Genomic DNA, 21,668 nt, shown 5'->3' with positions numbered 1-21,668 from the left:
CTAGCAAAGCAACATCCTATAGGAAATAGGTTCCCCCGCCACCGTCTCGCCACCACCACCCCCGAGGAGACGAACATGTCGCGCAGAATGCTGTCCCGAATTGGCTCGGGCCTCACCGTCGTGGCCCTCGCCACGACCACTGTGGCCTGCACGAAGAAGAGCGACACCACCGACGCCGAAGCCGGTGGCCGGGAACCGGCGCAGGTCAAGGTCGCGCTCGTGCCCGGCGGCTCGCACCCGTACTTCCAGCCCTGGAAGGACGCCGGAGCCAAGGCCAAGACCGAGCTCGCGCTCGGCGACGTCACCTTCAACGAGACCGCCGGCTGGGACCAGACCAAGCAGAACGACGTGCTCAAGTCCCTGGCCGCGCAGGGCTACAACGCCTTCGGGGTCTTCGGCGTCTCGCCGGACAACATCAACTCCACCTTCGAGGACCTCAAGCGGCAGGGCTTCCCCGTCGGCTCCCTCGCGTCCTGCCCGGCCGGGGCCAACAAGGCCGACTTCTGCCTTTCCACGGACGTGGAGGTCGCCGCGTACAAGGGTGCCAAGGCCGCCATCGACGCGATGGGTGGTCAGGGCAACCTGGTGCACCTGACCGGAAACAAGGTCGACTCCAACACCCAGCGCCGGATCGCGGGCGTGGAGAAGGCGGTCGCCGAGACCGGCGGCAAGGTGACCCTGATCCAGAGCGTCACCGACATCGACAAGGATCTGCAGAGCGCGCAGAAGGCCGTGGCCGACCTCCTCGCCGCGAAGGGCCGTCAGATCCAGGCGATCGTGAACACCGCCTACAACCCGGCGGTCGCCTCGGCCGAGGGGGTCCGCCAGTCGAAGCTGCCCATCAAGGTCATCGCCATCGACGACGACCCGGCGGTCCTCGACGGGCTGCGCGGCGGTTCGGTGGCCGCCACCATCCTGCAGAACCCGGTCGGTCAGGCCCAGGTCGGCTCATACGCCCTGATGAAGCTCAGCGGCGGCTGCACCATGGCCGAACCCGGGGTGACCATCGACTCGGGCTCGTTCGTGGTGACCAAGGACAACCTGGACGGTTACGAGGCCGACCGCACCGCCACCACCGAGGCACTGCGGAAGAAGTTCGACGGCGACCTGCTCCAGTGCAGCTGATGTCGACAATCACCAAGGCCGAGGCGTACCTCGTCGACATTCCCGTCGAGACCGTCCGCACCGACGCGGTACAGGCGTTCCTCAAGCAGGAGACGCTCTTCGTCGAGGTGCGCACGGCCGACGGCGGACACGGCACGGGGTACGCGTACACGATCGGGACCGGCGGCACGGCGGTGCTCGCGCTGCTGCGCGACTACCTGCTGCCGCACCTGGTCGGCCGCGACGCCGCCCGGGTGGAGGCGATCTGGCGTGACCTGCACGCCGCCACCCGCGCCACCGCGGTCGGGGCCATCACCTCGTTGGCGCTCGCCGCGATCGACACCGCGCTGTGGGACCTGCGCGCCCGCGCCGCCGGCCTGCCGCTGTGGGTGCTCGCCGGGGGCGCCAAGGACCGGATCCCGCTGTACGACACCGAGGGCGGCTGGCTGCACCTCACCGAGGACGAGCTGGTCGCCGGGGCGAAGGCGTCCCAGGCGGCCGGCTGGCCCGGCGTCAAGCTGAAGGTCGGCAAGCCCAACCCCGCCGAGGACGCCGCCCGGATCGGCGCGGTCCGGGCGGCGCTCGGCGACGACTTCGACGTGATGGTCGACGCCAACCAGTCGCTGACCGCCGCCGAGGCGATCCGCCGGGCCCGGTTGCTCGAACCGCACCAGCTCGCCTGGTTCGAGGAGCCGCTGCCCGCCGACGACGTCGCCGGGCACGAGCTGCTGGCCCGGGCGACAAGCATCCCGGTCGCGGTGGGGGAGTCGATGTACTCGATCGGCCAGTTCGCCGAGTACCTACGCCGGCAGGCGGCCGGCGTCGTCCAGGTCGACGTCGCGCGCATCGGCGGCATCACCCCGTGGCTCAAGGTGGCGCACCTGGCCGAGGCATGCAACGTGGTGGTCTGCCCGCACTTCCTGATGGAACTGCACGTGAGCCTCTGCGCGGCCGTGCCGAACAGCCGCTACGTCGAGCACATCCCGCAACTGCGCGCGATCACCCGGACCGAGATCGCGATCGTCGACGGCCACGCGCTCGCCCCCGGCGAGCCGGGCCTCGGCATCGACTGGGACCGCGACGCGATCGAGGACAGGAGGGTGGCGTGAGGACGGAAACAGCGCCGGAGGCGCCGGCGGTGCCTCCGGCCGCGGAGCCCAGGCCGCCGGCCCGGGCCCTGCCGGTCTGGGCGAACCCCCGGCTCGGCCTGCTCATCGTCATCGCCGTGCTGGTAGTCCTCTTCTCGTCGCTCACCCCCGCGTTCCTCGACCCCCGGCTCACCCTGGCACCGCTGCAGGCCGACATCAGCGTGTACGTCGTGGTCGGTCTCGCCCAGCTCGCCGTGCTCTCGCTCGGGCACATGAACATGGCCGTTGGTCGGATGGCCGCGCTGTCCACCTTCGCGATGGGCCTGGCCTACGACCGGCTCGGCGTACCGCTGCTGGTCGGGCTGCTCGTGGGTCTCGCCGTCGGGGCGGGCATCGGCGCGCTCGCCGGCCTGCTCATCGCCAAGACCGGCGTGAACTCCTTCGTGGTCACCCTGGCGCTCGACTTCGGGTTGCTGGGCCTGGTCACGATCCTCTACACCTGGGCGACCGGCGGGGTGTCGTTCGCGGTGCAGCCGAGCGGGCTGTCCGCCCTGCGCTTCGACACCTTCGCCGACTACTGCATGGGCGAGGTCTGCGGACCCCGGATCCCGCTGGTCGTGCCGATCGCGGTGGTCGCGGCGCTCGGCGTCGGGCTGCTGTTCCGGCACGCCCGGCTGGGCCGGGAGATCCTGATGACCGGCTCCAACACGGTCGCCGCCGAGCTGTCCGGCATTCCCACGCACCGCCGGGTCGTCGCCGCGCACGCGTTGAGCGGACTGCTCGCCGCGCTGGCCGGGTTCCTGCTCGCCGCCAACAACGGCGCCTTCTCCGCCACCATCGGTGAGTCGTTCCTGCTGCCGTCGTTCCTGGCCCCGGTGCTCGGTGGGACGCTGCTCGCCGGTGGTGCGGTAAGCGTCCTCGGCACCGCGCTCGGCGCGACCCTCACCCAGGTCATCTACAAGGGCCTCAACCTGCTCCAGTTCTCCCTGGAGGAGCTGAAGCTCTACATCGGGCTCGTGCTGCTCGCGGCGCTGTCGCTGGACCGGCTGCGGGCCGTGCTCGCCGAGCGAAGGGCGGTGTCACCCTCATGAGGAGCGTGATCCGGACCAACGAGTTCACCCTCGCGGTGATCGCGGCGCTCGGGTTCGCGGCGCTCGCGGTCGCCACCGACTTCAACCTGCTCACCGCCGGCACCCTGGACGCCTTCCTGCGCTTCCTCGCCCTGCCGATCGTCATCGGCCTGGCCCAGATGGTGGTGCTCGCCGTCGGTCAGATGAACCTCTCGGTGGGCGTGCTCACCGGGTTCTGCGCGGTGACCTCCGGCTGGCTGATGATCGACGCCGGGCTGCCCGCCCCGGTCGCGGTGCTCGCCGCGCTGGCCCTCGGCGCCGTCGTCGGGCTGGTCAACGGCCTGTTGGTGATCTTCACCCGGATCAACGGGTTCATCGTCACCCTCGCCACCATGACCATCCTCGAAGGGCTGCGGTACGGGGTGAACGGCACCGGCACCTACCAGGGCTACTCGCCCGGCCTGCGCGAGTTCGGGCAGGCGTCCCTGGCCGGCGTACCGGTGGTCTTCCTGCTGGCGGTCGCGATCGCCGTCGCCGTGGCCCTCTTCTTCCGGCGTACCGTGCCCGGACGGCACCTGCTCGCCTCCGGCGGCAACCCGTTCGCGGCCCGGCTGTCGGGCATCTCCAACGACCGGGCGCTGGTGCTGGCCCACACCCTGTCCGGGCTGCTGGCCGGCTTCGCCGCGGTGATCGTGGTGGCCGCCTTCGGCTCGGTGAACGCCTCGATCGGCGACGACCTGCTGCTGCCCAGCTTCGCCGCGCCGATCATCGGCGGGGTGGCCCTGGCCGGCGGCATGGTCAGCGTGACCGGCACGGTGCTCGCCGCATTCCTGGTCCGGCTGGTCGACGTGAGCCAGTCGCAGTTCGACATCAACCGGCGGTGGGTGGACCTCATCATCGGCGCGGTCGTCCTCGGCGCGGTGCTGCTCGGGCAGTTCCGCGACAAGCTCTCCGGAGGTCCACGATGAGCGTCGTGCTGTCCGCGGAGAAACTGGTCAAGACGTTCCCGGGGGTACGCGCCCTGGACGAGGCGACGCTGACCCTGACCGCCGGCAGCGTGCACGCGCTGCTCGGCGAGAACGGCGCCGGCAAGAGCACCCTGATCAAGATCCTGACCGGGGTGTACCGGCCGGACGGTGGGCTCCTGCGGCTGCCCGGGCCCGACGGCGAGCTGCGCACGGTGCAGCTCGGCAACCCGCAGGACGCCCAACGGGCCGGCATCGGTGTCGTGCACCAGGAGCGGAACCTGATCCCGGCGTTCAGCGTCGCCGAGAACATCTGCCTGCAACACCTGCCCCGCCGCGCCGGCCTGCTCGACCGGGCGGCGCTGCGTACCGAGGCCCGCCGTTGCCTCGACCTGCTCGACCTCGACCTGGACCCCGACCTGCCGGTGTCGCGGCTGTCGGTGGCCCAACTGCAACTGGTGGAGATCGCCAAGGCGCTGTCGGCCGACTCGACAGTACTGCTGCTCGACGAACCGACCGCGTCGCTGACCAACGACGAGGCCGACCGGCTCTACGGCATCGTGCGTCGGCTGTCCGAGCGGGGCCACGCCACCGTGCTGGTCAGCCACAAACTGGAGGAGGTCTTCGCGGTCGCCGACACGGTGACCGTGCTGCGCGACGGGCGCAGCGTCGCCGAGGCGGAACCCCTCGCCGACCACAGCCGCGAGGAAATCGTCGACCTGATGGTCGGCCGGGCGTACCAGCAGGTGCGCCTCGCCGCCCGGACCGTCGCGGCGGACGTCGAACCGGCGCTGGCCCTCGACCACGTCGCCACCACCGCCGGCCACCACGACGTCAGCCTCGCCGTCCGCCCCGGTGAGATCGTCGGCCTGTACGGGCTGGTCGGCGCGGGCCGCAGCGAGTTGGCCAAGGCACTGCTCGGCCTCGACCGGATCACCGCCGGTGAGGTGCGGGTGCACGGGCGTCCGGCCCGGATCCGGGACGTGGGCGACGCCCTGCACCGGTACCGGATCGGCTACGTCACCGAGAACCGCAAGGAGGAGGGCCTCTTCCTCGACCAGACCGTGGCCCGCAACACGGCGGTGACGGTGTGGCGCAAGCTGGCCCGGCTCGGGCTGGTCCGGGACCGGGCGGAGCGGTCCCTGGTCGACGAGTACGCCGATCGGCTGGGCATCCGACTCGCCTCGCCCGACCAGCACGCCGGTCAGCTCTCCGGCGGCAACCAGCAGAAGGTCAGCCTGGCCAAGTGGCTGGCGGCCGACTGCGACGTGCTCATCATCGACGAGCCCACCGTCGGCATCGACGTGCGCACCAAGGCGGCCTTCCACGAGTTGATCGCCGGCCTGGCCGCGCGGGGAATGGCCATCCTGCTGATCTCGTCGGACCTGCCGGAGATGGTCACCCTCGCCGACCGGATCGCGGTGATGCGGGAGTTCGCCATCGTTGGTGAACTGGACAACGACCACGACTACGACCGGATGAGTCAGTCGGTGATCCGGTTCATCCACGACGGGCAGGGGGTCGTCGCGTGAAGGCCACCGAACTGGTGACCCTGGGGCGTACCGACGTGGCGGTGACCCGGCTCGGGCTGGGGCTCGCCCCGATCGGTGGGATGTTCGACGCCGTCGGTGACGAGGTCGCCCACGCCACCGTCGAGGCGGCCTGGGGCCTCGGACTCCGCTACTTCGACACCGCCCCGCTCTACGGCTGTGGCCTCTCCGAGCGGCGCGCCGGGGCGGTCCTCGCCGGCAAGCCGCGCGACGCGTTCACCCTCTCCACCAAGGTCGGTCGGCTGCTCGTCCCCGACGGTGCGGACCGGCAGGAGTTCTGGGCCGAGCCGACCGACCTCGCGCCGCGGTTCGACTTCTCCGCCGCCGGGGTACGCCGCTCGCACGCGGAGAGCCTGGCCCGGTTGGGGCTGGACCGGATCGACATCGCGCACATCCACGACCCGGACGACCACCTCGCCGAGGCGGTCGCCGGGGCGTACCCGGCGTTGGCGCAACTGCGCGAGGCCGGCGAGATCGGCGCTGTCAGCGCCGGAATGAACCAGGCCCCGGCGCTGGTCGAGCTGGCCCACGCCGGCGACTTCGACTGCTTCATGCTCGCCGGCCGGTACACGCTGCTCGACCAGTCCGGTCTCGACGAACTGTTGCCGCTGTGCCAGGCGAAGGGGATCGCGGTGATCGCCGCCGGGGTCTACAACTCGGGCCTGCTGGCCGACCCGACACCGGGCGCCCACTACGACTACGCCCCGGCCGACCGGGGGCTGCTCGACCGGGCCACCGCGATCCGGTCGGTGTGCGAGCGGCACGGCGTACCGCTGCGGGCCGCGGCGATCCAGTTTCCGCTCGGGCACCCGGCGGTCACCAGCGTGGTGGTCGGCGCCCGGGACCCGGAGCAGGTCGCCGACAACGTGGCGATGTTCGAGTGGGAGGTGCCCGGCGCGCTGTGGGCCGATCTCAAGGCCGAGGGTCTGCTGCCGAGCGAGGTGCCGACGCCGTGATCATCGACGCGCACCACCACCTGTGGACCGCCGACTACCCCTGGCTCGCCGCACCGGGCCTGGAGACGATCCGGCGCGACTACACCACCACCGACCTCGTACCCCGGCTCGACGCGGCCGGGGTGACGGCGACCGTGCTGGTCGAGGCGGGCCGCTGCGACGCCGGGGAGACCGCCGAGTTTCTGGCCCACGCCTCCACCACGCCCCGGATCGCCGGCGTGGTCGGCTGGGCGTCGCTCACCGACCCGGCCATCGCCGCCACCCTGGCCGACTACCGCGACCTGCCCGGCGCGACCAAGCTGGTCGGGCTCCGCGACCAGGTGCAGGGCGTCACCGACCCCGGGCACCTGGCCCGCCCCGACGTGCGGGCCGCCCTCGCGGCGATCGGGGCCGCCGGCCTCACCTTCGACCTGGTCGTCCACGTCGGACAGCTGACCAGCTGCGCCGAGGCCGCGCGGGCCACGCCGGGCACCACCTTCGTCCTCGACCACCTGGGCAAGCCGAGGATCGCCGCCGCCGGCCTCGCCGAGTGGCGCACGGCGGTACGCGACCTGGCCGGCTGCGACAACGTCGTCGCGAAGCTCTCCGGCCTGCTCACCGAGGCCGGCCCCGGGTGGCGGGTGGCCGACATCCGGCCGTACGTCGACACCGCGCTGGAGCTGTTCGGCCCGCACCGGCTGATGGCCGGTTCGGACTGGCCCGTCTGCGACCTCGTCGCCTCGTACGCCGAGGCGTGGACGGCGATCGACGCCAGCCTGGGGGAGCTGTCCGCCACCGAGCGGGCAGACGTCCTGGCCGGCACCGCAATTCGTACCTATGCACTGGAGGTTGGTTCGTGAGATTCATGCGCGTCGGGCCCGTGGGGCGGGAACGCCCCGTGCTGTACGTCGACGGGCGGCACTACGACCTCTCGTCGCTCACCGCCGACATCGACGGCGAGTTCCTCGCCGGCGACGGCGTCCGGCGGGTCCGCGAGGCCACCGACCTGCCCGAGATCGACGTCACCGGCCAGCGGGTCGGCGCACCGATCGCCCGGCCCGGGGTGGTGCTCTGCGTGGGGCAGAACTACGCCGCGCACGCCGCCGAGTCGGGTGCCGCGCCACCGACCGACCCGATCATCTTCTACAAGGCGCCCAACACCGTCGTCGGCCCGTACGACGAGGTCCTGATCCCGCGCGGCTCGACGAAGACCGACTGGGAGGTGGAGCTGGCGGTGGTGATCGGCCGACCGGCCCGCTACCTCGCCTCGCCGGCCGACGCCCTCGGGCACATCGCCGGGTACGTGCTGTCCAACGACGTCTCCGAGCGGGACTTCCAACTCGCCGTCTCCGGCGGCCAGTGGTCGAAGGGCAAGTCCTGCGAGACGTTCCAACCGCTCGGCCCGTGGCTGGTCACCGCCGACGAGATCGGCGACCCGCAGGCGCTGCGGCTGCGTTCCTGGGTCAACGGCGAACCCCGCCAGGACTCCGGCACCAAAGACATGATCTTCGACGTGGCGTACCTGGTCTGGCACCTGTCCCAGTACACGGTCCTGGACCCGGGCGACGTCATCAACACCGGCACCCCGCAGGGGGTGGCGCTCTCCGGCCGGTTCCCGTACCTGGCCGCCGGCGACGTGATGGAGGTCGAGATCGACGGCCTCGGCCGGCAGCGCAGCACCCTCCGGGACGCCTGATGGCGGTGATCACCTCCGTCGACACGTACGACGTCCGGTTCCCGACCTCGCGGGACCTCGACGGCTCCGACGCGATGAACCCCGACCCCGACTACTCGGCCGCGTACCTGGTGCTGAGCACCGACGACGGCCCGGACGGGCACGGATTCACCTTCACCATCGGGCGGGGCAACGACGTCTGCCGGGCGGCCATCGAGGCGCTGGTGCCGTACGTGGTCGGCCTCGACCCGGACACCGTGGACCTCGGTGCGTTCGCCCGCTCGCTCACGCAGGACTCGCAGCTGCGGTGGCTCGGCCCGGAGAAGGGCGTGATGCACCTGGCCGCCGCCGCGGTGATCAACGCGATGTGGGACCTGGTCGCCAAGAGAGCGGGCAAGCCGGTCTGGCGCTACCTGGCCGACCTCAGCCCCGAGCAGATCGTCGACCTGGTCGACTGGCGCTACCTCACCGACGCCCTCACCCCCGACGAGGCGCTGGAGATCCTGCGCGCCGCCGAGCCGGGCCGGGCCGACCGGATCGCCCGGCTGACCGAGCGGGGCTACCCCGCGTACACCACGTCACCCGGCTGGCTCGGCTACTCCGACGACAAGGTGGTCCGGCTGGCCCGGCAGGCCGTGGCCGACGGGTTCACCCAGATCAAGCTGAAGGTGGGCGTGGACGCCGCCGACGACGTGCGCCGCCTGAAGATCGCCCGCGAGGCGGTCGGTCCGCAGATCCGGATCGCGCTCGACGCCAACCAGCGCTGGGACGTCGCCGAGGCGGTCGACCGGATGCGGGAGCTGGCGCCGTACGACCCGTGGTGGATCGAGGAGCCGACCAGCCCCGACGACGTGCTCGCCCACGCGGCGATCCGGGCCGCCCTCGCCACCAGCGCACCCGACGGCGGGCCGATCCGGGTCGCCACCGGCGAGCACGTGGCGAACCGGGTCGTGTTCAAACAGCTGTTGCAGGCCGACGCCGTCGACGTCGTGCAGATCGACGCGTGCCGGGTCGGCGGCGTGAACGAGAACGTCGCCATCCTGCTGCTGGCCATGAAGTACGGGGTGCCGGTCTGTCCGCACGCCGGGGGAGTGGGCCTCTGCGAGCTGGTGCAGCACCTGTCGATGTTCGACTTCGTGGCGGTGTCCGGTTCGATGCGCGACCGGGTCGTCGAGTACGTCGACCACCTGCACGAGCACTTCCTCGATCCGGTGGTGATCAAGGACGGGCACTACGTGGTGCCCGGCGCCCCGGGGTTCTCCGCCGCGATGCGTCCGGAGAGCCTCGCCACGTACGCGTACCCCGACGGGCCGGCATGGGCCTGACGGCGGTGCGTCACTTCAGCGGACCACTCGGAAAGGGAGAGCAGTATGCGGTGTGACGGTCTGGTGGCGGTGGTGACCGGGGGTGGATCGGGGATCGGGCTTGCCTGCGTGCGGGCGTTCGCCAGCGCAGGCGCCCGGGTGGGTGTCCTGGACCTGGAGCTGTCCGGTCTGCCGGAGGATCCCGGCGTGCTCGGCGTGCGGGCGGACGTGGCCGACCGGTCCTCCCTCAGCGCGGCCGTCGCCTCGGTCGCGGAGGCGTTCGGCGGCATCGACATCCTGGTGAACAACGCCGGGATCTCGGCCGTGGGCACGGTGGAGGAGAACGACGACGAGCAGTGGAGCAGGGTACTCGACGTCAATGTCTCCGGCGTGGCCCGAACCAGCGCCGTCGCCCTGCCGTACCTGCGCCGGTCGTCGGCTGCGGCGATCGTCAACATCTCCTCGATCGCGGCGACCGTCGGGCTGCCCCGACGCGCCCTGTACTCGGCGTCGAAGGGTGCCGTGCACGCCCTCACCCTCGCCATGGCCGCCGATCTGGTGACGGAGGGTGTCCGGGTCAACTGTGTCGCCCCCGGCACCGTCGACACGCCCTGGGTGGCCCGCCTGCTCGCCGGTGCGGCCGACCCGACGGCGGAGAAGCGGCAGCTGGCGTCCCGGCAGCCGACCGGCCGCCTGGTGACCGCCGACGAGGTGGCCGCCGCCGTCGTCTACCTCGCGTCGCCCGCGACCGGGTCGGTGACCGGTTCGTCGCTGCCGGTGGACGGCGGTATGTCCGGCCTGCGCCTCCCCGCCCCGGTCCCGCCCGCGGTCGGTACTGCCGAACCGGGCGCGTGACATGATTGCGCCATGGGGAAACAGCAGGACGTCGGCGAGGCCGACAGTCACAGCGGGTCCGGCACCACCGCCCACCGTCCGATCGGTGGCAGCGCTGACGCTCGGCTCGCCCTCGCCCAGGACCCCACGACGCCACAAATGACCCTTATCGACCTGGCGTCCGACCCGTCGGTCCTGGTCCGCAAGGCGGTCGCCGCTCGGGCCGACGCTCCCGCGCAGGCCCTGCGACCGCTCACCCGGGACCATGATCGTCAGGTTCGGGAGGCCGTGGCGAGAAACCCCTCCACCTCGATCGCCAACCTCATGCGCCTGGTCAAGGACGCCGACCGGTGGGTCCGCTGGGCGGTCGCCGGCAACCCGTCCTGCGACGGGTCGATCCGCCAGGTCATGTCGGAGACCTCGGACAAGGAGCTTCGCGGTCTCCTCGCCGAGAGTCGGAAGCTGGAGCCGGAGCTGGCCGCCCGGCTGGTCGACGACGTCTCACCCGAGGTACGGGAACGACTCGCCACCCACACCCACGACCCCGACGTGATCACCGCCCTGTTGGCCGATCGCACCGCACGCGTACGCAAGGGGGTTGCCCGCAACCCGCGGACCACCGCCGAGCAGCGCAGCGCGCTCGCCGCGGACCCGGTGGTCGACGTCCGTGCCGCGCTGGTGCGGTCCGTCGAGCTGAGCGAGGCGGATCTGGCCGGCCTGGTCGACGACCGCGCGGTGCAGGTCCGGCTGGCGATGGCGACGTCCGAGTTCGTTCCGCCGCACATCCGGCAGACGCTCGCTCGCGATGCCGACGAGATGGTGGCCAGCGCGGCCCGGGACTACCGCCCCGGCGCCGGCAACGCCTCCGCCGTCCGGGCGCCCCGCATCGCGCACCGGCCCTCCGCCGCCGGCGCGAATCGATCGGGTGGCGGCACCACAAGGTAGGACCGCGCCGTGTCCCGGGCCGTGCGGAAACGGAACGTACAGCTCGGGCACTCAGCGCAGATGACACCGGCTGACACAGGGGCGATGGTCAGGCCCTGATGGTCAGGCGCCAACGGGCGATCAGGTCGGTCACCTGCGCGGCGTCCACCGCGCCCGCGTCGTGGTCCAACCATCCGACGATCTGGTTCCCCCGGTCGTCCAGGTTGAGGACCACGTCGAATCGGGTCGGCGCCGGGATGCCGACGTCCAGGATCAGCTCTGCTCGCGTGCCCTCGGCCAACTGCCACTCGCGCGGGCCGGGAGGTTGCAGGGCGAACATCATCTGGGCCACCGGGTGGTGCCTGCCGCTTCGGTCGACCCGCAGGCGCCGGAGAACATCGGGCAGGGGCGCGGTCCGATGCCGCAGGGCCCGACCGACGGCCTGCTGCGTGAGGTCGGTCAGAGCCGTCAGGCTCTCCGCGCCGGTCGCCAACGGCAACAGGACGGTGTTGAGGAACAGGCCGACGCAGCTGGCTTCCTCGGCGGTCGTCCGGGTGGAGATCGGCACCCCCACGCACACCTCGGCGCCGTCCTCGGCGAACAGGGACGCCCACGCGGCCAGCAGCACGGCGAACGGTGTCGCGCCGGCGTCCGTGGCCCGTTTCCGGACCGCGTTGACCTCGGCCGCGTCCAGCACGACCGGAACCCGGCGCAGCGTCGGCTGCGGAGCGCGCTGCCGACCCCAGGACATCGGCGGCCGGGCAGCCGAGGGCTTCAGGTGCTCCACCCAGTCGGAGAGATCACTCTCGGCTGCGGGCAACTGCCAGGGCTGGATCGTGTGCGGCGGCTCATCGCCGCGGTAGAGGGCGGCGAAATCCTCGAACAGCAACCCGAGCGACCAGCCGTCGCAGCTGGCGTGGTGCAGCCGGAACAGCATGCGGTGGTGCTGGTCGCCGAGCCGGACGAGGTCCACCACCGGTGTGGCGACCGCACCGAACTCGTAGCGCTCGGCCAGGCGCCGCCCGCGCAGCGCCGCGAGGTCGACCGACCCGGCATGGGTCACGTCGGGCAGTGCCGAGGGCACGTACTCCTGGGTGATGGTCCGCCCGACGAAGTCGTAGCGGGTGTGCAGGGCCGCGTGCCGGCGGGTGAGCGCACGGACCGCGGCCTCGGCCGCCGCCGGGTCGAACGCTCCGGTGATGTCGAGTTCGGCCAGCACCCAGTGCGACGGCCCGCTGTCCGCGAGCATCTCGTCGACGAAGATCTGCCGCTGCATCACACTCACCGGCTGTGGCCCGGCTGGCTCGACAGCCGCGCGGCGGGGCACCGGAGGGCTCTCCGCCACGATCTCGGCCAGATGCTCCAGCGACGTGGCGGCCAACAGCCGGTCGGTCGCCACGAGCACACCCAGCTCCCGGGCGATGCGCGCCGACACGCGCGCCGCGGCGAGGGAGTCCACACCGGCCGCCCGTAGATCCTCGACCTGCTCGTCGGCCAGTTCGAGCTCCGCCTGCCAGATCGCCGCGAGGCCGTCCGCCCGCTGCCCGACCGAGGGTGAGGCGAGGTCGACCAGCGCGGCGCGGTCCAGCTTCCCACTCGGCGTGGTGGGCAGCTCCGCCAGTCGAACGATCCGGTGCGGCACCAGATGACCAGGCAGTGTTTCGGCCATCCGCTCGCGGATCAGCCCGGTGTCGAGCCGGCCGGTGACGAAGCCGACGAGGCGGGTGCCCGCGCCGGCGCGCGCCACCACGGCCGCCTCCCGCACCTCCGGGAAGGCCAGCAGGGCGCGTTCGATCTCGGCCGGCTCCACCCGGATGCCGTTCACCTTCACCTGATCGTCGTTGCGGCCCAGGTAGTGCAACTGGCCGTCGTTCCACTGCACGACATCGCCGGTCGCGTACATGATGCCGGCCCCACCGGGCTCGGGCCGGAACCTCTTCGCGGTCAGCTCCGGCTGCCCGAGGTATCCGCCTGCCACCGCGATGCCGGCGACGTGCAGCTCACCCGGCTCACCTGCCGGCACCGGATCGCCCCCGGCGTCCAGCACGTGCAGCCGAACCCGGTCGATCGCGGTGCCGATCGGCGGTAGCAGCGGCCAACCCTCGGGATCGGCGGGCAGCGAATACCGGGTGCAGACGTGTGTCTCGGTGGGGCCATAGTGGTTGACGAGCCGGCATCCGGGGAGCTGGGCGAAGAGCCGCTTGATCCGGTCGTCGCAGCGCAGCTGCTCGCCCGCGGTGATCACCTCACGCAGCGGAGGTGCGCCGCCAGCCAGCTCCTCGGCGAACAGGGCCAGCGTCTGCAGCATGACGAACGGCAGGTAGAGCCGGGCGACCCGCTCCCGGGCCAACACCCTCCACAGCAGCACCGGGTCACGGCGTTCGTCGTCGGTGAGACAGAGCAGCACCCCGCCGGCCGCCAGGGTCGCGAAGATCTCCTGAAAGGAGACATCGAACGATATCGGGGCGAACTGTGCGGTGACCTCACCCGCGCCGACCACCGAGTCGCGGAGCTGCCACTCGACGAGATTGGCCAGGGCGCCGTGCGTCTGCATGACCCCCTTGGGCACCCCGGTCGATCCGGAGGTGAACATGACGTACCCGATGTCGCCCGCCGTGACCGCGGGAGTGACGTCGACCGTGCGGCCGTCGTCGGTCTCGTCGAGGGGGATGAGCACGCGCGAGCCCGCCAGCGCCTCGGCGCTGTCGCGGTGTCCGACCAGCACCGTGGCATCGGCCTGCCGCAGCATGTATTCCAGCCGCTGTCGCGGATAAGCGGCGTCGAGCGGCAGGTAGGCGCCGCCGGCCCGCAGGATGCCGAGGACGCCGACGACCAGATCGGGGGAGCGCCGCGGGCAGAGGCCTACCACGTCGCCGGGTCGCACTCCGTGGTCGCGCAATTGCGCGGCGAGCACACCCGAGCGGTGCCACAGCTGCCCATAGCTCATCGATTCGGTGTGCCCCCGAACGGCCGGCCGGTCCGGATTCTGCCGCACCTGAAGATGAACGAGGTCGACAACGTTCCGAACAGCGGCGTCGCTCATGTTTCCCTCCATGAATGCGGGCCGGCAGGTGTGCGGCGCGGAGCCCGCATTCGATGGTATCAGTCGAAATGAATACAGCCGGAGCAATTATTGGCTGCCGCACAGGACGGAGGTCGGTCGCCACCACCGCCCGGCGACGTCGATCGACATCACTGTCGGTGGTTTCCCAGCTCAGCCCTGGATCGCTCATGAAGATCGAAAGTTGTCGCACCGCGAGGGGGTGACAGTCAGCTCGGAGAGTGATATCAATGTGACCGGAGTCAGTCCGGCCGGTGAACAACGAGGTGGATCCGTCCCGAGCCTGAAGGACAAGACTGGCTGGTAGGTCTGGGTCATCGAAGGGGATGGCCGACATGGGGGGTGCTTCCTTCGAGGGGCGCGTCCTGTTACGGGGGAAAGGACTTCACTGGGTCATGCGACCGACCACCGCTGTGCGCGCCGCTCATTGATCTCGTCGATGTGGGTGCGCTCTCGTGACTGCTGGATGAAACCCCTGCGTGGTGCCGTGCGCAGCAGCACTGTTTCACCCGGAATTGTCCGATAGGGCTCACGATCGAGTCGGGCGACGATGCCCAAAAAATCCTGCCTTGTAATGCTGGCGAACGATTCTGCGCGAAATTGACTGTCGACACCAAGGGTGGCGCGCTCTCATCATTTGGAAACACCTTGGCGGGCCTCTCGCGATCCGCTTAGGGTTGCCGGCAGGCTCAGCGTGGACGTCTCAAGGCGAAGCGAATCGCGATCCGCGACAAACGCGGAAAGCCAAAGTCGTTATGTGTTCACAGGCCCATCGTCGGGGGAAAAGAATTGAAACTCGTCTTTGCTCCGTCTGGCAAGAGAATCATTCCGTACCCGCCGGTGGGGATTTCACTGCTGGCGTCGAGCCTGCGCCTGAACGGCCATGACGCCGAGGTCTTCGACCTCGAGATGCAGCTCGCCGACCGTCGCCGCAAAGGCGAGGACGTGCTGCTGTACGACGGCGCGCTGTCGACCGCCGACGTGCTCGCGCCGGAGCTCGCCGAGCCGGTCCGCGCCTACGGCGAGCAGCTCTGGCAGATCATCGGCGGATCCAGCGGCGGGCAGTCCCTCGGCATCTCGGTGATGGGTTTCGAGCAGAGCGCGTCGGCGTTGCTGCTGGCCCGGCTGGCCCTGGCCCATGACATGCCGGTCATGTTCGGTGGCCAGTTCTGGACGGAGCGGTCGGCCTCCGAGGTGATCCACGCGCTCGCCCCGTTCGGCTCGGTCACGGTGACCGTGGGCGACGGCTGGGAGTCGACGACCGCGTTCGTCGAACGGGCCACACCGGAGACGATCCCCAACAGCTACACCACCAACCCCACCCCGGGTGGCGCGATCGTCGCCGGCCCGCGGAAGGTGGCGAAGTCGCTGCCCCCACAGCCGGTCTACGACTGGGTGCCGTGGGAGCAGTACGAGGACTTCGGCATCGCGACGTACAAGAACCCGACGCGGGCGCGGCGTGCCCACCTGTACGTCTGGGACAAGCAGTGCAACTTCCGGTGCGCGTTCTGCCGGGTCGCGACCGGCAGCCGGGCGGTCCTGACCCCGCCCAAGGTGGCCATCGACTCGTTCGCCGACCTGGCCAAGGCCGAGGTCGACCAGCTCAACTTCATGACGAACGAGCTCAACCCGTCCCGCAAGTACCTGTTGCGTTTCCTGGACGAGCTCGAGGCCCGCGGCGGGGGTGGCGCCACCAACTGGTTCACCTACATCCGTGCGGATCGGCTCGAGGCCGCGGATTTCGGGCGCATCCGCCAGAACGGCGGGCGTCTCGCGCGGTACGGCGTCGAGTCCGGCTCGCAGCGGCTGCTCGACCTGATGCGCAAGGACTACGACGTACCGACGATGTCGACCACGCTGCGGTACGCCGCGGCCGAGGACGTCTGGAACCACGTCAACTTCCTGGTCGGTTTCCCCGGCGAGATCGCCGACGACATCGAGCGGACCATCGACTTCCTGGCGGCGAACGTCGACACGATCCACTCGGTCCGGATCAACCCGTTCTACCTGCCTCCGGACACACCGATCGCGCGCGCTCCCGAGGAGTTCGGCATCCAGCTGACCACCTTCGACTCCGGGTGGTGGCAGTACCAGAACTCGGACGGCTCGCTGCCGGACGCCGACCTGGTGGTGGAGCGGGTCGAGCGGCTCTCGCGGGCCTGTAGCGACCTCGGCATCGGCTTCGCCGGCACCGACCCGTTCTTCCTGCTCGACACCATCAGCCGGTACGACGCTGTGCCGGACGCCGTCAAGTTTCTCAAGGACGCCTACCCGCTGTTCTGGGTGCCGGCCCCGACTGACACGTACAAGGCGCTGATCGGCGGCTACGAGGTCAAGTCGGAATGGAAGGAAATCGCTTTGAAGCGTCAGCGCAACTACTCGTTGTCGATCTGCACGGACTGAGGGACTCGACATGTACATTGCGGCGAAGGACCTGCGTCGGCGTGTTCAGGAGGACAACGCCCGGATCGTGCTCGACGAGGCGGTGGGCGACGCGATCGAGGCGGCCTACCAGGGCATCGGCTGGGATCGACTCTCCGAGGCCGGTTTCGACAAGCGCGGCGACTACTGCTTCATCTACAGCTATCCACCGGTGCGGGTGCTGGAGGAGCTGCCGCACGACGCGATGTTCGCCCGGTCGGAGTTGGAACCCCCGGCCGACGTGCTGAACATGTACCTGCACATCCCGTACTGCAGTGGGATCTGCTCCTACTGCTACTTCGCCAAGGTCGTGGACAACGGGAACGCGCCGGTCGACAAGGACGACTACATCGAACTCCTGATCCGGGAGATCGACGCCAAGCTGGAGCGCTACAACCCGGACGCGACGATCGGTACGGTTCACTTCGGCGGCGGCACACCCTCGATCCTGGAGGAGCGGCAGATCAAGCGGATCATGAGCTATCTGCACTCCCTCAAGACCAAGGACAGCCTGGAAGTCACCTTCGAGTGCGCGCCCGAGACGATCCACGCGAACCTCGACAAGCTGACGATCCTGCGGGACAACGGCGTGAACCGGGTGAACCTGGGCGTGGAGAGCCTGGACGACCGCGTACTCAAGATCATGGCCCGTCGGCACGGCGCGGACATGACGCTGCGCAGCATCGAGAACATGCGCAGCGCGGGTTTCGACAACATCAACGTCGACCTGATCTACGCGCTTCCCGGGCAGTCGCTCGCCTCCTGGGTCGAGACGATGAAACAGATCATCGCCTGGCAGCTCGAGTCGGTGAGCGTCTATCGGCTGCGCCAGCACCCGATGAAGCGCATCTCGAAGCTCGAACAGGACCTCTACCCGTCCTACGAGGACGGCCTGCGGATGCAGCTCGCGCACGGCCTGATGATGGGCGACGCGGACTACGTCCGGGTGCAGAGCCACAAGTACGCCAAGGCGCGCGAGAAGATGCAGCAGCAGACCGAACTCAAGAGGGGCGTGGACCAGACGCAGCTGCTGAGCGCCGGCTGCGGCTCGTACGGCTTCCTCAACTCGACCTTCTACTGGAACACCAAGTCGTTGGGCGAGTGGGGCGCCCAGGTCCGCCAGGGTCTGCACCCGACCTGGATGGGTCAGACGCTGGGCCGCGACGAGCTGATGCGCAAGACCTTCGTGCTGGGCGTGCACACCAGCGCGGGCGTCTCCCGGGCCGGGTTCGCGGCCAAGTTCGGCATCGACCCGCTCGAGGTCTTCGGCGACACCATCCGGCACGCCGAGCAACACGGGCTGTTCGAGGTGACCGACACCGCCGTGCGCCCGACCGAGCTGGGCTACTTCTTCGGCGACGAGCTGAGCGTCGCCTTCTACTCGCCGTCGGTCAAGGAGCAGCTGGCCGCCGTGGGCATGAAGTACGGGATGTTCTTCGAACAGGACCGGTATGCGTGAGCCCGCCTCCGTGGTCCTGGACGCCATGGGTGTGCTCTACGAGTCGGCCGACGACGTCGCCGAGCTGCTGGTGCCCTACGTCCACGAGCACGGTTCCCCGCTGAGCACCGCCGACATCGAGGAGACCTACCGCAGGGCCAGCCTCGGCGAGCTGACCTCGGCCGGCTTCTGGGCGGCCACCGGCGTCGCCGGTTCCGCGGACGACGAGGACTACTGCGCCCGGCACACGCTGACCCCCGGGGTGCCCGAGTTCCTGAAGACCGCCGACGCCGCCGGGGTGCGGCTGGCGTGCCTGAGCAACGACGTGTCCCGCTGGTCCGAGCTGCTGCGCCGGCGCTTCGGCCTCACCGACCTGATCCGGGAGTGGGTGATCAGCGCCGACGTCGGCGTCCGTAAGCCGCAGCCGGCCATCTACCAGGAGATGCGGCGCCGGCTCGGCGCCGACGCCGACCGCGCGTGGTTCGTGGACGACCGGGAGGCGAACGTGGTCGCGGCACGCGAGGCCGGCTTCACCGCGATCCACTACGGCCGGGACGTCACCTCGTTCGATCAGCTCACCGCTGCGCTGGCCCGATGAACCTGACCGTGTACGAACCCGGAACTGACCTGCCCCCCGGCATGCTGGCCGCCGTCCACGAGCTCTTCCGAACGTCGTACCACCGCTACCACTACCTGGCCGAGGTCGCCGCGACCGACCGGATCAAGATCGTGGCGAACGCGCACGACCGGGTCTGCGGCTACGCCTCGGCCAGCCGGGCCGGAAAGCTCTACCGGCTCGCCAACCTCCTGGTGGCCCTGGGCAGCCGGGGCACCGGGCTCGGCCGGCGGCTGGAGCGGGTGCGCTACGACTACGTGCGCGACCGGGGGATGTCCTGCTACGTCAGCTGCACCTGCGAGGACACCACCAGCCAACTGCTCAAGCTCGACCTCGGGCTGCGCCCGGTGGCCCTCAAGATCGGCTACCGGGTGGACGTGGTCCGGTCCGGGGAGCGCGGCAGCGCCGTGGTGTTCACCGACGCCCCCGTCGAGGTGGCCGAGCCCCGGGACGACTCGATCGTGCGCAACGAGGTCCTGCGGCGCACCCGGTACGTCTCCGCCGACCCGAAGCCCGAGGTGCTCGCCGCGCTGCCCGTGGACGACTTCGCCGAGGTGCTGACCGGCTCGGCCGGGCTGCGGCGGATGGCGCGGATGCCCGGGTTCCGGTTGGCGGGACACGAGTACGACGCCGTCGACGCGCAGTGGCACTACTGCTTCCAGGCCTGCAACGCGGCCTACGAGGAGGGTGTGCGGCAGCGGCCGGCGATTGCCGTCATGCCGGAACCAGCGGAGGTGTCGCTGTGACCGACTACCTCGACACCCTCGCCCGGTTGGTCGCCCTCGACACGGTCAGCCCGATCGGCGACGAGCCGCTCGAGCGCTGCGCCGCCGAGCTGAGCCGGCTCGGCTGCCGGCCGGTCGGCGACCGGCTGTTCGGCTTCGGCGACCCGGCCGCGCCGGTCTGGCTCTACGGCCACGTGGACACCAAGCCGATCGGGCCGCCCACCGACTGGGAGACCGAGCCGCTGACGCTTACCGAGCGGAACGGGATGTTCTTCGGCCTGGGCGTCTCGGACTCCAAGTTCCAACTGCTCAACGCGCTGGCGGTGGCCGACCCGGCCCGTCACTTCGTACTCGTCGACACGAGCGAGGAGACCGACGGCGCGCCCGGCGCGGCGGCCTTCGTCGCCCGGTACCTGCCGGCCACGCTGTTGATCTGCGACGGCGCCCGCGGCGACGCCGACCTCTACGCGGGCTACAGCGGTCAGGCCGACGGGTTCTTCCACCTGCGGACGGGGCGGCCGACCCACCATCCGGCCCGGCCCGGCGGGGACGCGGCGGAGCTGCTGCGCGCGTTGCTCGCCGCGGCGGCCGACTGCCCGCGGTTCACCCTGACCGGAGTCAGCGCGCCGCACACCGAGCGCTCACTGGCGGTGCAGGAGATCGACGTCCGGTTCGACATCCGCTACGGCCCGGACCAGGCGCCTGCGGTGGAGGCCCTGCTGGCGGCCTGGCCGCACACCCTGCGCCAGTCGATGGCAGCGGTGGCGGGCACCCGCACGATCTCGGTGCCGGGCCTGACCACCGGCGGCCTCGCGCCCTTCTCCAACCGGCTGGGGCAGCTCGGCCCGCTGAAGGTCGACCGTCTCGCCGTCGTCCCGGGCGCCGACCCGGACAACCGCAACCACCAGCCGAACGAGTTCATCCGCATCGGCCAGATCGAACACCACCAGGACGTCCTACGCCGGGTGCTGGACGCCTTGGATAGCGAGGGGGACCGCCATGAGTGAGACGGCGCTACGCGTCTGGGGCCGGACGATCAGGCTCACCGGCTTCACCGGTGAGGAACTGGCCGAGGTGTTCGACACCTTCGGCGGCAGCATCGACGTCGTCACCGACGGCGGGAAACCCCAGCTGACCCTGCACCGGCAGCACGGTGTCGCGGACGGTGCGGGCGAACGCCGGTCCCGGCACCGGGGCGGATCGCCGGCCGGGAAGTACTTCCTCGACGGGACGCCGTTCGACGGCGCCGAACAACGGCGGGACATCACCATCGTCAGCGAGGGGCCCGGCTGCGGTGTGTACGCCGAGGACCGCGCCCTGCTCGTCGTAGCCGGCGACACCGCCACGATCGTCGCCGACACCCTCCCGCCGATGCTGGTCAGCGACGTGATCGAGGACTGGCTGCTGTGCCGCAGCCGGGCCGACGACGCCGTGCAGGTGCACTGCGCGGGGTGGCTCGACGACGGGCAGGTCACCCTGGCGGTGGGCAGCTCGGGCGCCGGCAAGTCGACCGAGCTGTTCCGCAACGTCCGGTCCGGCAGCTCCTTCTTCTCCAACGACCGCGCCTTCCTCCGCCTGCGCGACGGGGTGCTCGAGGTGCGCAGCTTCCCGCTCCCGGTCAACATCGGCTGCGGCACCATCCGCTCCCTGGACCTGCCGATTCCGCACCACGACCTGGGCGACCACGACAAGATCCGGCTGCGGGCGCCCGAGGTGGCCGAACGGTTCGACGTCGACTACGAGACCTGGTACCCGGTCTCGCGCATCGTCTGCACCTCGCTGGCCGACTTCCACGCCAACATCTACTGGGACGAGGACGACTGCCACCCGTTCTGGATCCGTTCGTGGCACCCCGGAGCGCTGCCCGGCGCGGTCGTCGAGGAGCTCACCACGGCAATCGAGCCGCTGATCACCGAGCGGAAGCTGCTGACCCGGTGAACGCACCCGCATCCAGGCCG

General features: G+C 70.7%; 18 protein-coding genes. 17 read left to right on the top strand and 1 reads right to left on the bottom strand.

Translation table 11 applies throughout. The features are described from left to right. Window positions 1-75: 75 nt before the first annotated feature. The 11 genes from PSH25_RS12150 to PSH25_RS12100 are packed head-to-tail and all read left to right on the top strand — an operon-like array spanning window position 76 to window position 11,470. Window positions 76-1,125: a sugar ABC transporter substrate-binding protein gene (locus tag PSH25_RS12150; RefSeq protein ID WP_238659204.1), complete on the top strand. Its 1,050-nt coding sequence runs from the start codon at window positions 76-78 to the stop codon at window positions 1,123-1,125. Further along, complete coding sequence (locus tag PSH25_RS12145) at window positions 1,125-2,213, top strand: mandelate racemase/muconate lactonizing enzyme family protein (RefSeq protein WP_238659203.1); 1,089 nt, start codon at window positions 1,125-1,127, stop codon at window positions 2,211-2,213. Before PSH25_RS12150 ends, PSH25_RS12145 begins: the two co-directional genes overlap by 1 nt. Further along, a complete protein-coding gene (locus PSH25_RS12140) occupies window positions 2,210-3,283 on the top strand; it encodes an ABC transporter permease (RefSeq protein ID WP_238659202.1) in 1,074 nt (357 codons plus the stop codon). The genes PSH25_RS12145 and PSH25_RS12140 overlap by 4 nt, the downstream gene beginning before the upstream one ends. Continuing rightward, on the top strand, window positions 3,280-4,230 hold the full coding sequence (locus tag PSH25_RS12135) for an ABC transporter permease (protein ID WP_238659201.1): 951 nt from the start codon (window positions 3,280-3,282) through the stop codon (window positions 4,228-4,230). Before PSH25_RS12140 ends, PSH25_RS12135 begins: the two co-directional genes overlap by 4 nt. After that, a complete protein-coding gene (locus tag PSH25_RS12130) occupies window positions 4,227-5,759 on the top strand; it encodes a sugar ABC transporter ATP-binding protein (RefSeq protein WP_238659200.1) in 1,533 nt (510 codons plus the stop codon). Before PSH25_RS12135 ends, PSH25_RS12130 begins: the two co-directional genes overlap by 4 nt. Further along, window positions 5,756-6,733, top strand: coding sequence for an aldo/keto reductase (locus PSH25_RS12125; RefSeq protein ID WP_238659199.1), 978 nt, complete (start codon window positions 5,756-5,758; stop codon window positions 6,731-6,733). Before PSH25_RS12130 ends, PSH25_RS12125 begins: the two co-directional genes overlap by 4 nt. Further along, entirely contained in the window at window positions 6,730-7,572 is an 843-nt protein-coding gene (locus PSH25_RS12120) for an amidohydrolase family protein (RefSeq protein WP_238659198.1), read from the top strand. The genes PSH25_RS12125 and PSH25_RS12120 overlap by 4 nt, the downstream gene beginning before the upstream one ends. Then, on the top strand, window positions 7,569-8,408 hold the full coding sequence (locus PSH25_RS12115) for a fumarylacetoacetate hydrolase family protein (protein WP_238659197.1): 840 nt from the start codon (window positions 7,569-7,571) through the stop codon (window positions 8,406-8,408). Before PSH25_RS12120 ends, PSH25_RS12115 begins: the two co-directional genes overlap by 4 nt. Next, window positions 8,408-9,712 carry an enolase C-terminal domain-like protein gene (locus PSH25_RS12110; protein ID WP_238659196.1) on the top strand — a complete coding sequence of 435 codons (1,305 nt, stop codon included), beginning with the start codon at window positions 8,408-8,410 and terminating at the stop codon, window positions 9,710-9,712. The genes PSH25_RS12115 and PSH25_RS12110 overlap by 1 nt, the downstream gene beginning before the upstream one ends. Window positions 9,713-9,757: 45 nt before the next feature. Then, a complete protein-coding gene (locus tag PSH25_RS12105) occupies window positions 9,758-10,546 on the top strand; it encodes an SDR family NAD(P)-dependent oxidoreductase (protein WP_238659195.1) in 789 nt (262 codons plus the stop codon). Between the two features lie 12 nt (window positions 10,547-10,558). Further along, the gene (locus PSH25_RS12100; protein WP_238659194.1) at window positions 10,559-11,470 is read left to right on the top strand and encodes a hypothetical protein; all 912 of its coding nucleotides are present in this window, start codon (window positions 10,559-10,561) and stop codon (window positions 11,468-11,470) included. A gap of 88 nt (window positions 11,471-11,558) precedes the next feature. Here PSH25_RS12100 and PSH25_RS12095 read toward each other — a convergent pair whose 3' ends face one another. Next, window positions 11,559-14,492 carry a non-ribosomal peptide synthetase gene (locus PSH25_RS12095; RefSeq protein ID WP_274527365.1) on the bottom strand — a complete coding sequence of 978 codons (2,934 nt, stop codon included), beginning with the start codon at window positions 14,490-14,492 and terminating at the stop codon, window positions 11,559-11,561. Between the two features lie 858 nt (window positions 14,493-15,350). Between PSH25_RS12095 and PSH25_RS12090 the strand changes: the two genes are divergently transcribed. Genes PSH25_RS12090 through PSH25_RS12065 form a run of 6 tightly spaced genes read left to right on the top strand, consistent with a single transcriptional unit; the run spans window position 15,351 to window position 21,648 of the window. Next, window positions 15,351-16,913 (top strand): B12-binding domain-containing radical SAM protein, encoded by a 1,563-nt coding sequence (locus tag PSH25_RS12090; protein WP_238659192.1) that lies wholly within the window; start codon window positions 15,351-15,353, stop codon window positions 16,911-16,913. Between the two features lie 10 nt (window positions 16,914-16,923). Then, window positions 16,924-18,390: a coproporphyrinogen-III oxidase family protein gene (locus PSH25_RS12085; protein WP_238659191.1), complete on the top strand. Its 1,467-nt coding sequence runs from the start codon at window positions 16,924-16,926 to the stop codon at window positions 18,388-18,390. Beyond that, entirely contained in the window at window positions 18,383-18,967 is a 585-nt protein-coding gene (locus PSH25_RS12080) for an HAD family hydrolase (protein WP_238659190.1), read from the top strand. Before PSH25_RS12085 ends, PSH25_RS12080 begins: the two co-directional genes overlap by 8 nt. After that, a complete protein-coding gene (locus tag PSH25_RS12075) occupies window positions 18,964-19,731 on the top strand; it encodes a GNAT family N-acetyltransferase (protein ID WP_238659189.1) in 768 nt (255 codons plus the stop codon). The genes PSH25_RS12080 and PSH25_RS12075 overlap by 4 nt, the downstream gene beginning before the upstream one ends. After that, window positions 19,728-20,717: a M20/M25/M40 family metallo-hydrolase gene (locus tag PSH25_RS12070; RefSeq protein ID WP_238659188.1), complete on the top strand. Its 990-nt coding sequence runs from the start codon at window positions 19,728-19,730 to the stop codon at window positions 20,715-20,717. The genes PSH25_RS12075 and PSH25_RS12070 overlap by 4 nt, the downstream gene beginning before the upstream one ends. Beyond that, window positions 20,710-21,648 carry a hypothetical protein gene (locus PSH25_RS12065; RefSeq protein WP_238659187.1) on the top strand — a complete coding sequence of 313 codons (939 nt, stop codon included), beginning with the start codon at window positions 20,710-20,712 and terminating at the stop codon, window positions 21,646-21,648. Before PSH25_RS12070 ends, PSH25_RS12065 begins: the two co-directional genes overlap by 8 nt. Window positions 21,649-21,668: the final 20 nt, after the last annotated feature.

Origin of the sequence: Micromonospora foliorum, assembly GCF_022229015.1 — a bacterium.
GTDB lineage: Bacteria > Actinomycetota > Actinomycetes > Mycobacteriales > Micromonosporaceae > Micromonospora > Micromonospora foliorum.
Note: the sequence above shows the minus strand (reverse complement) of the source record. Positions and strands in the feature narration are given on the sequence as shown.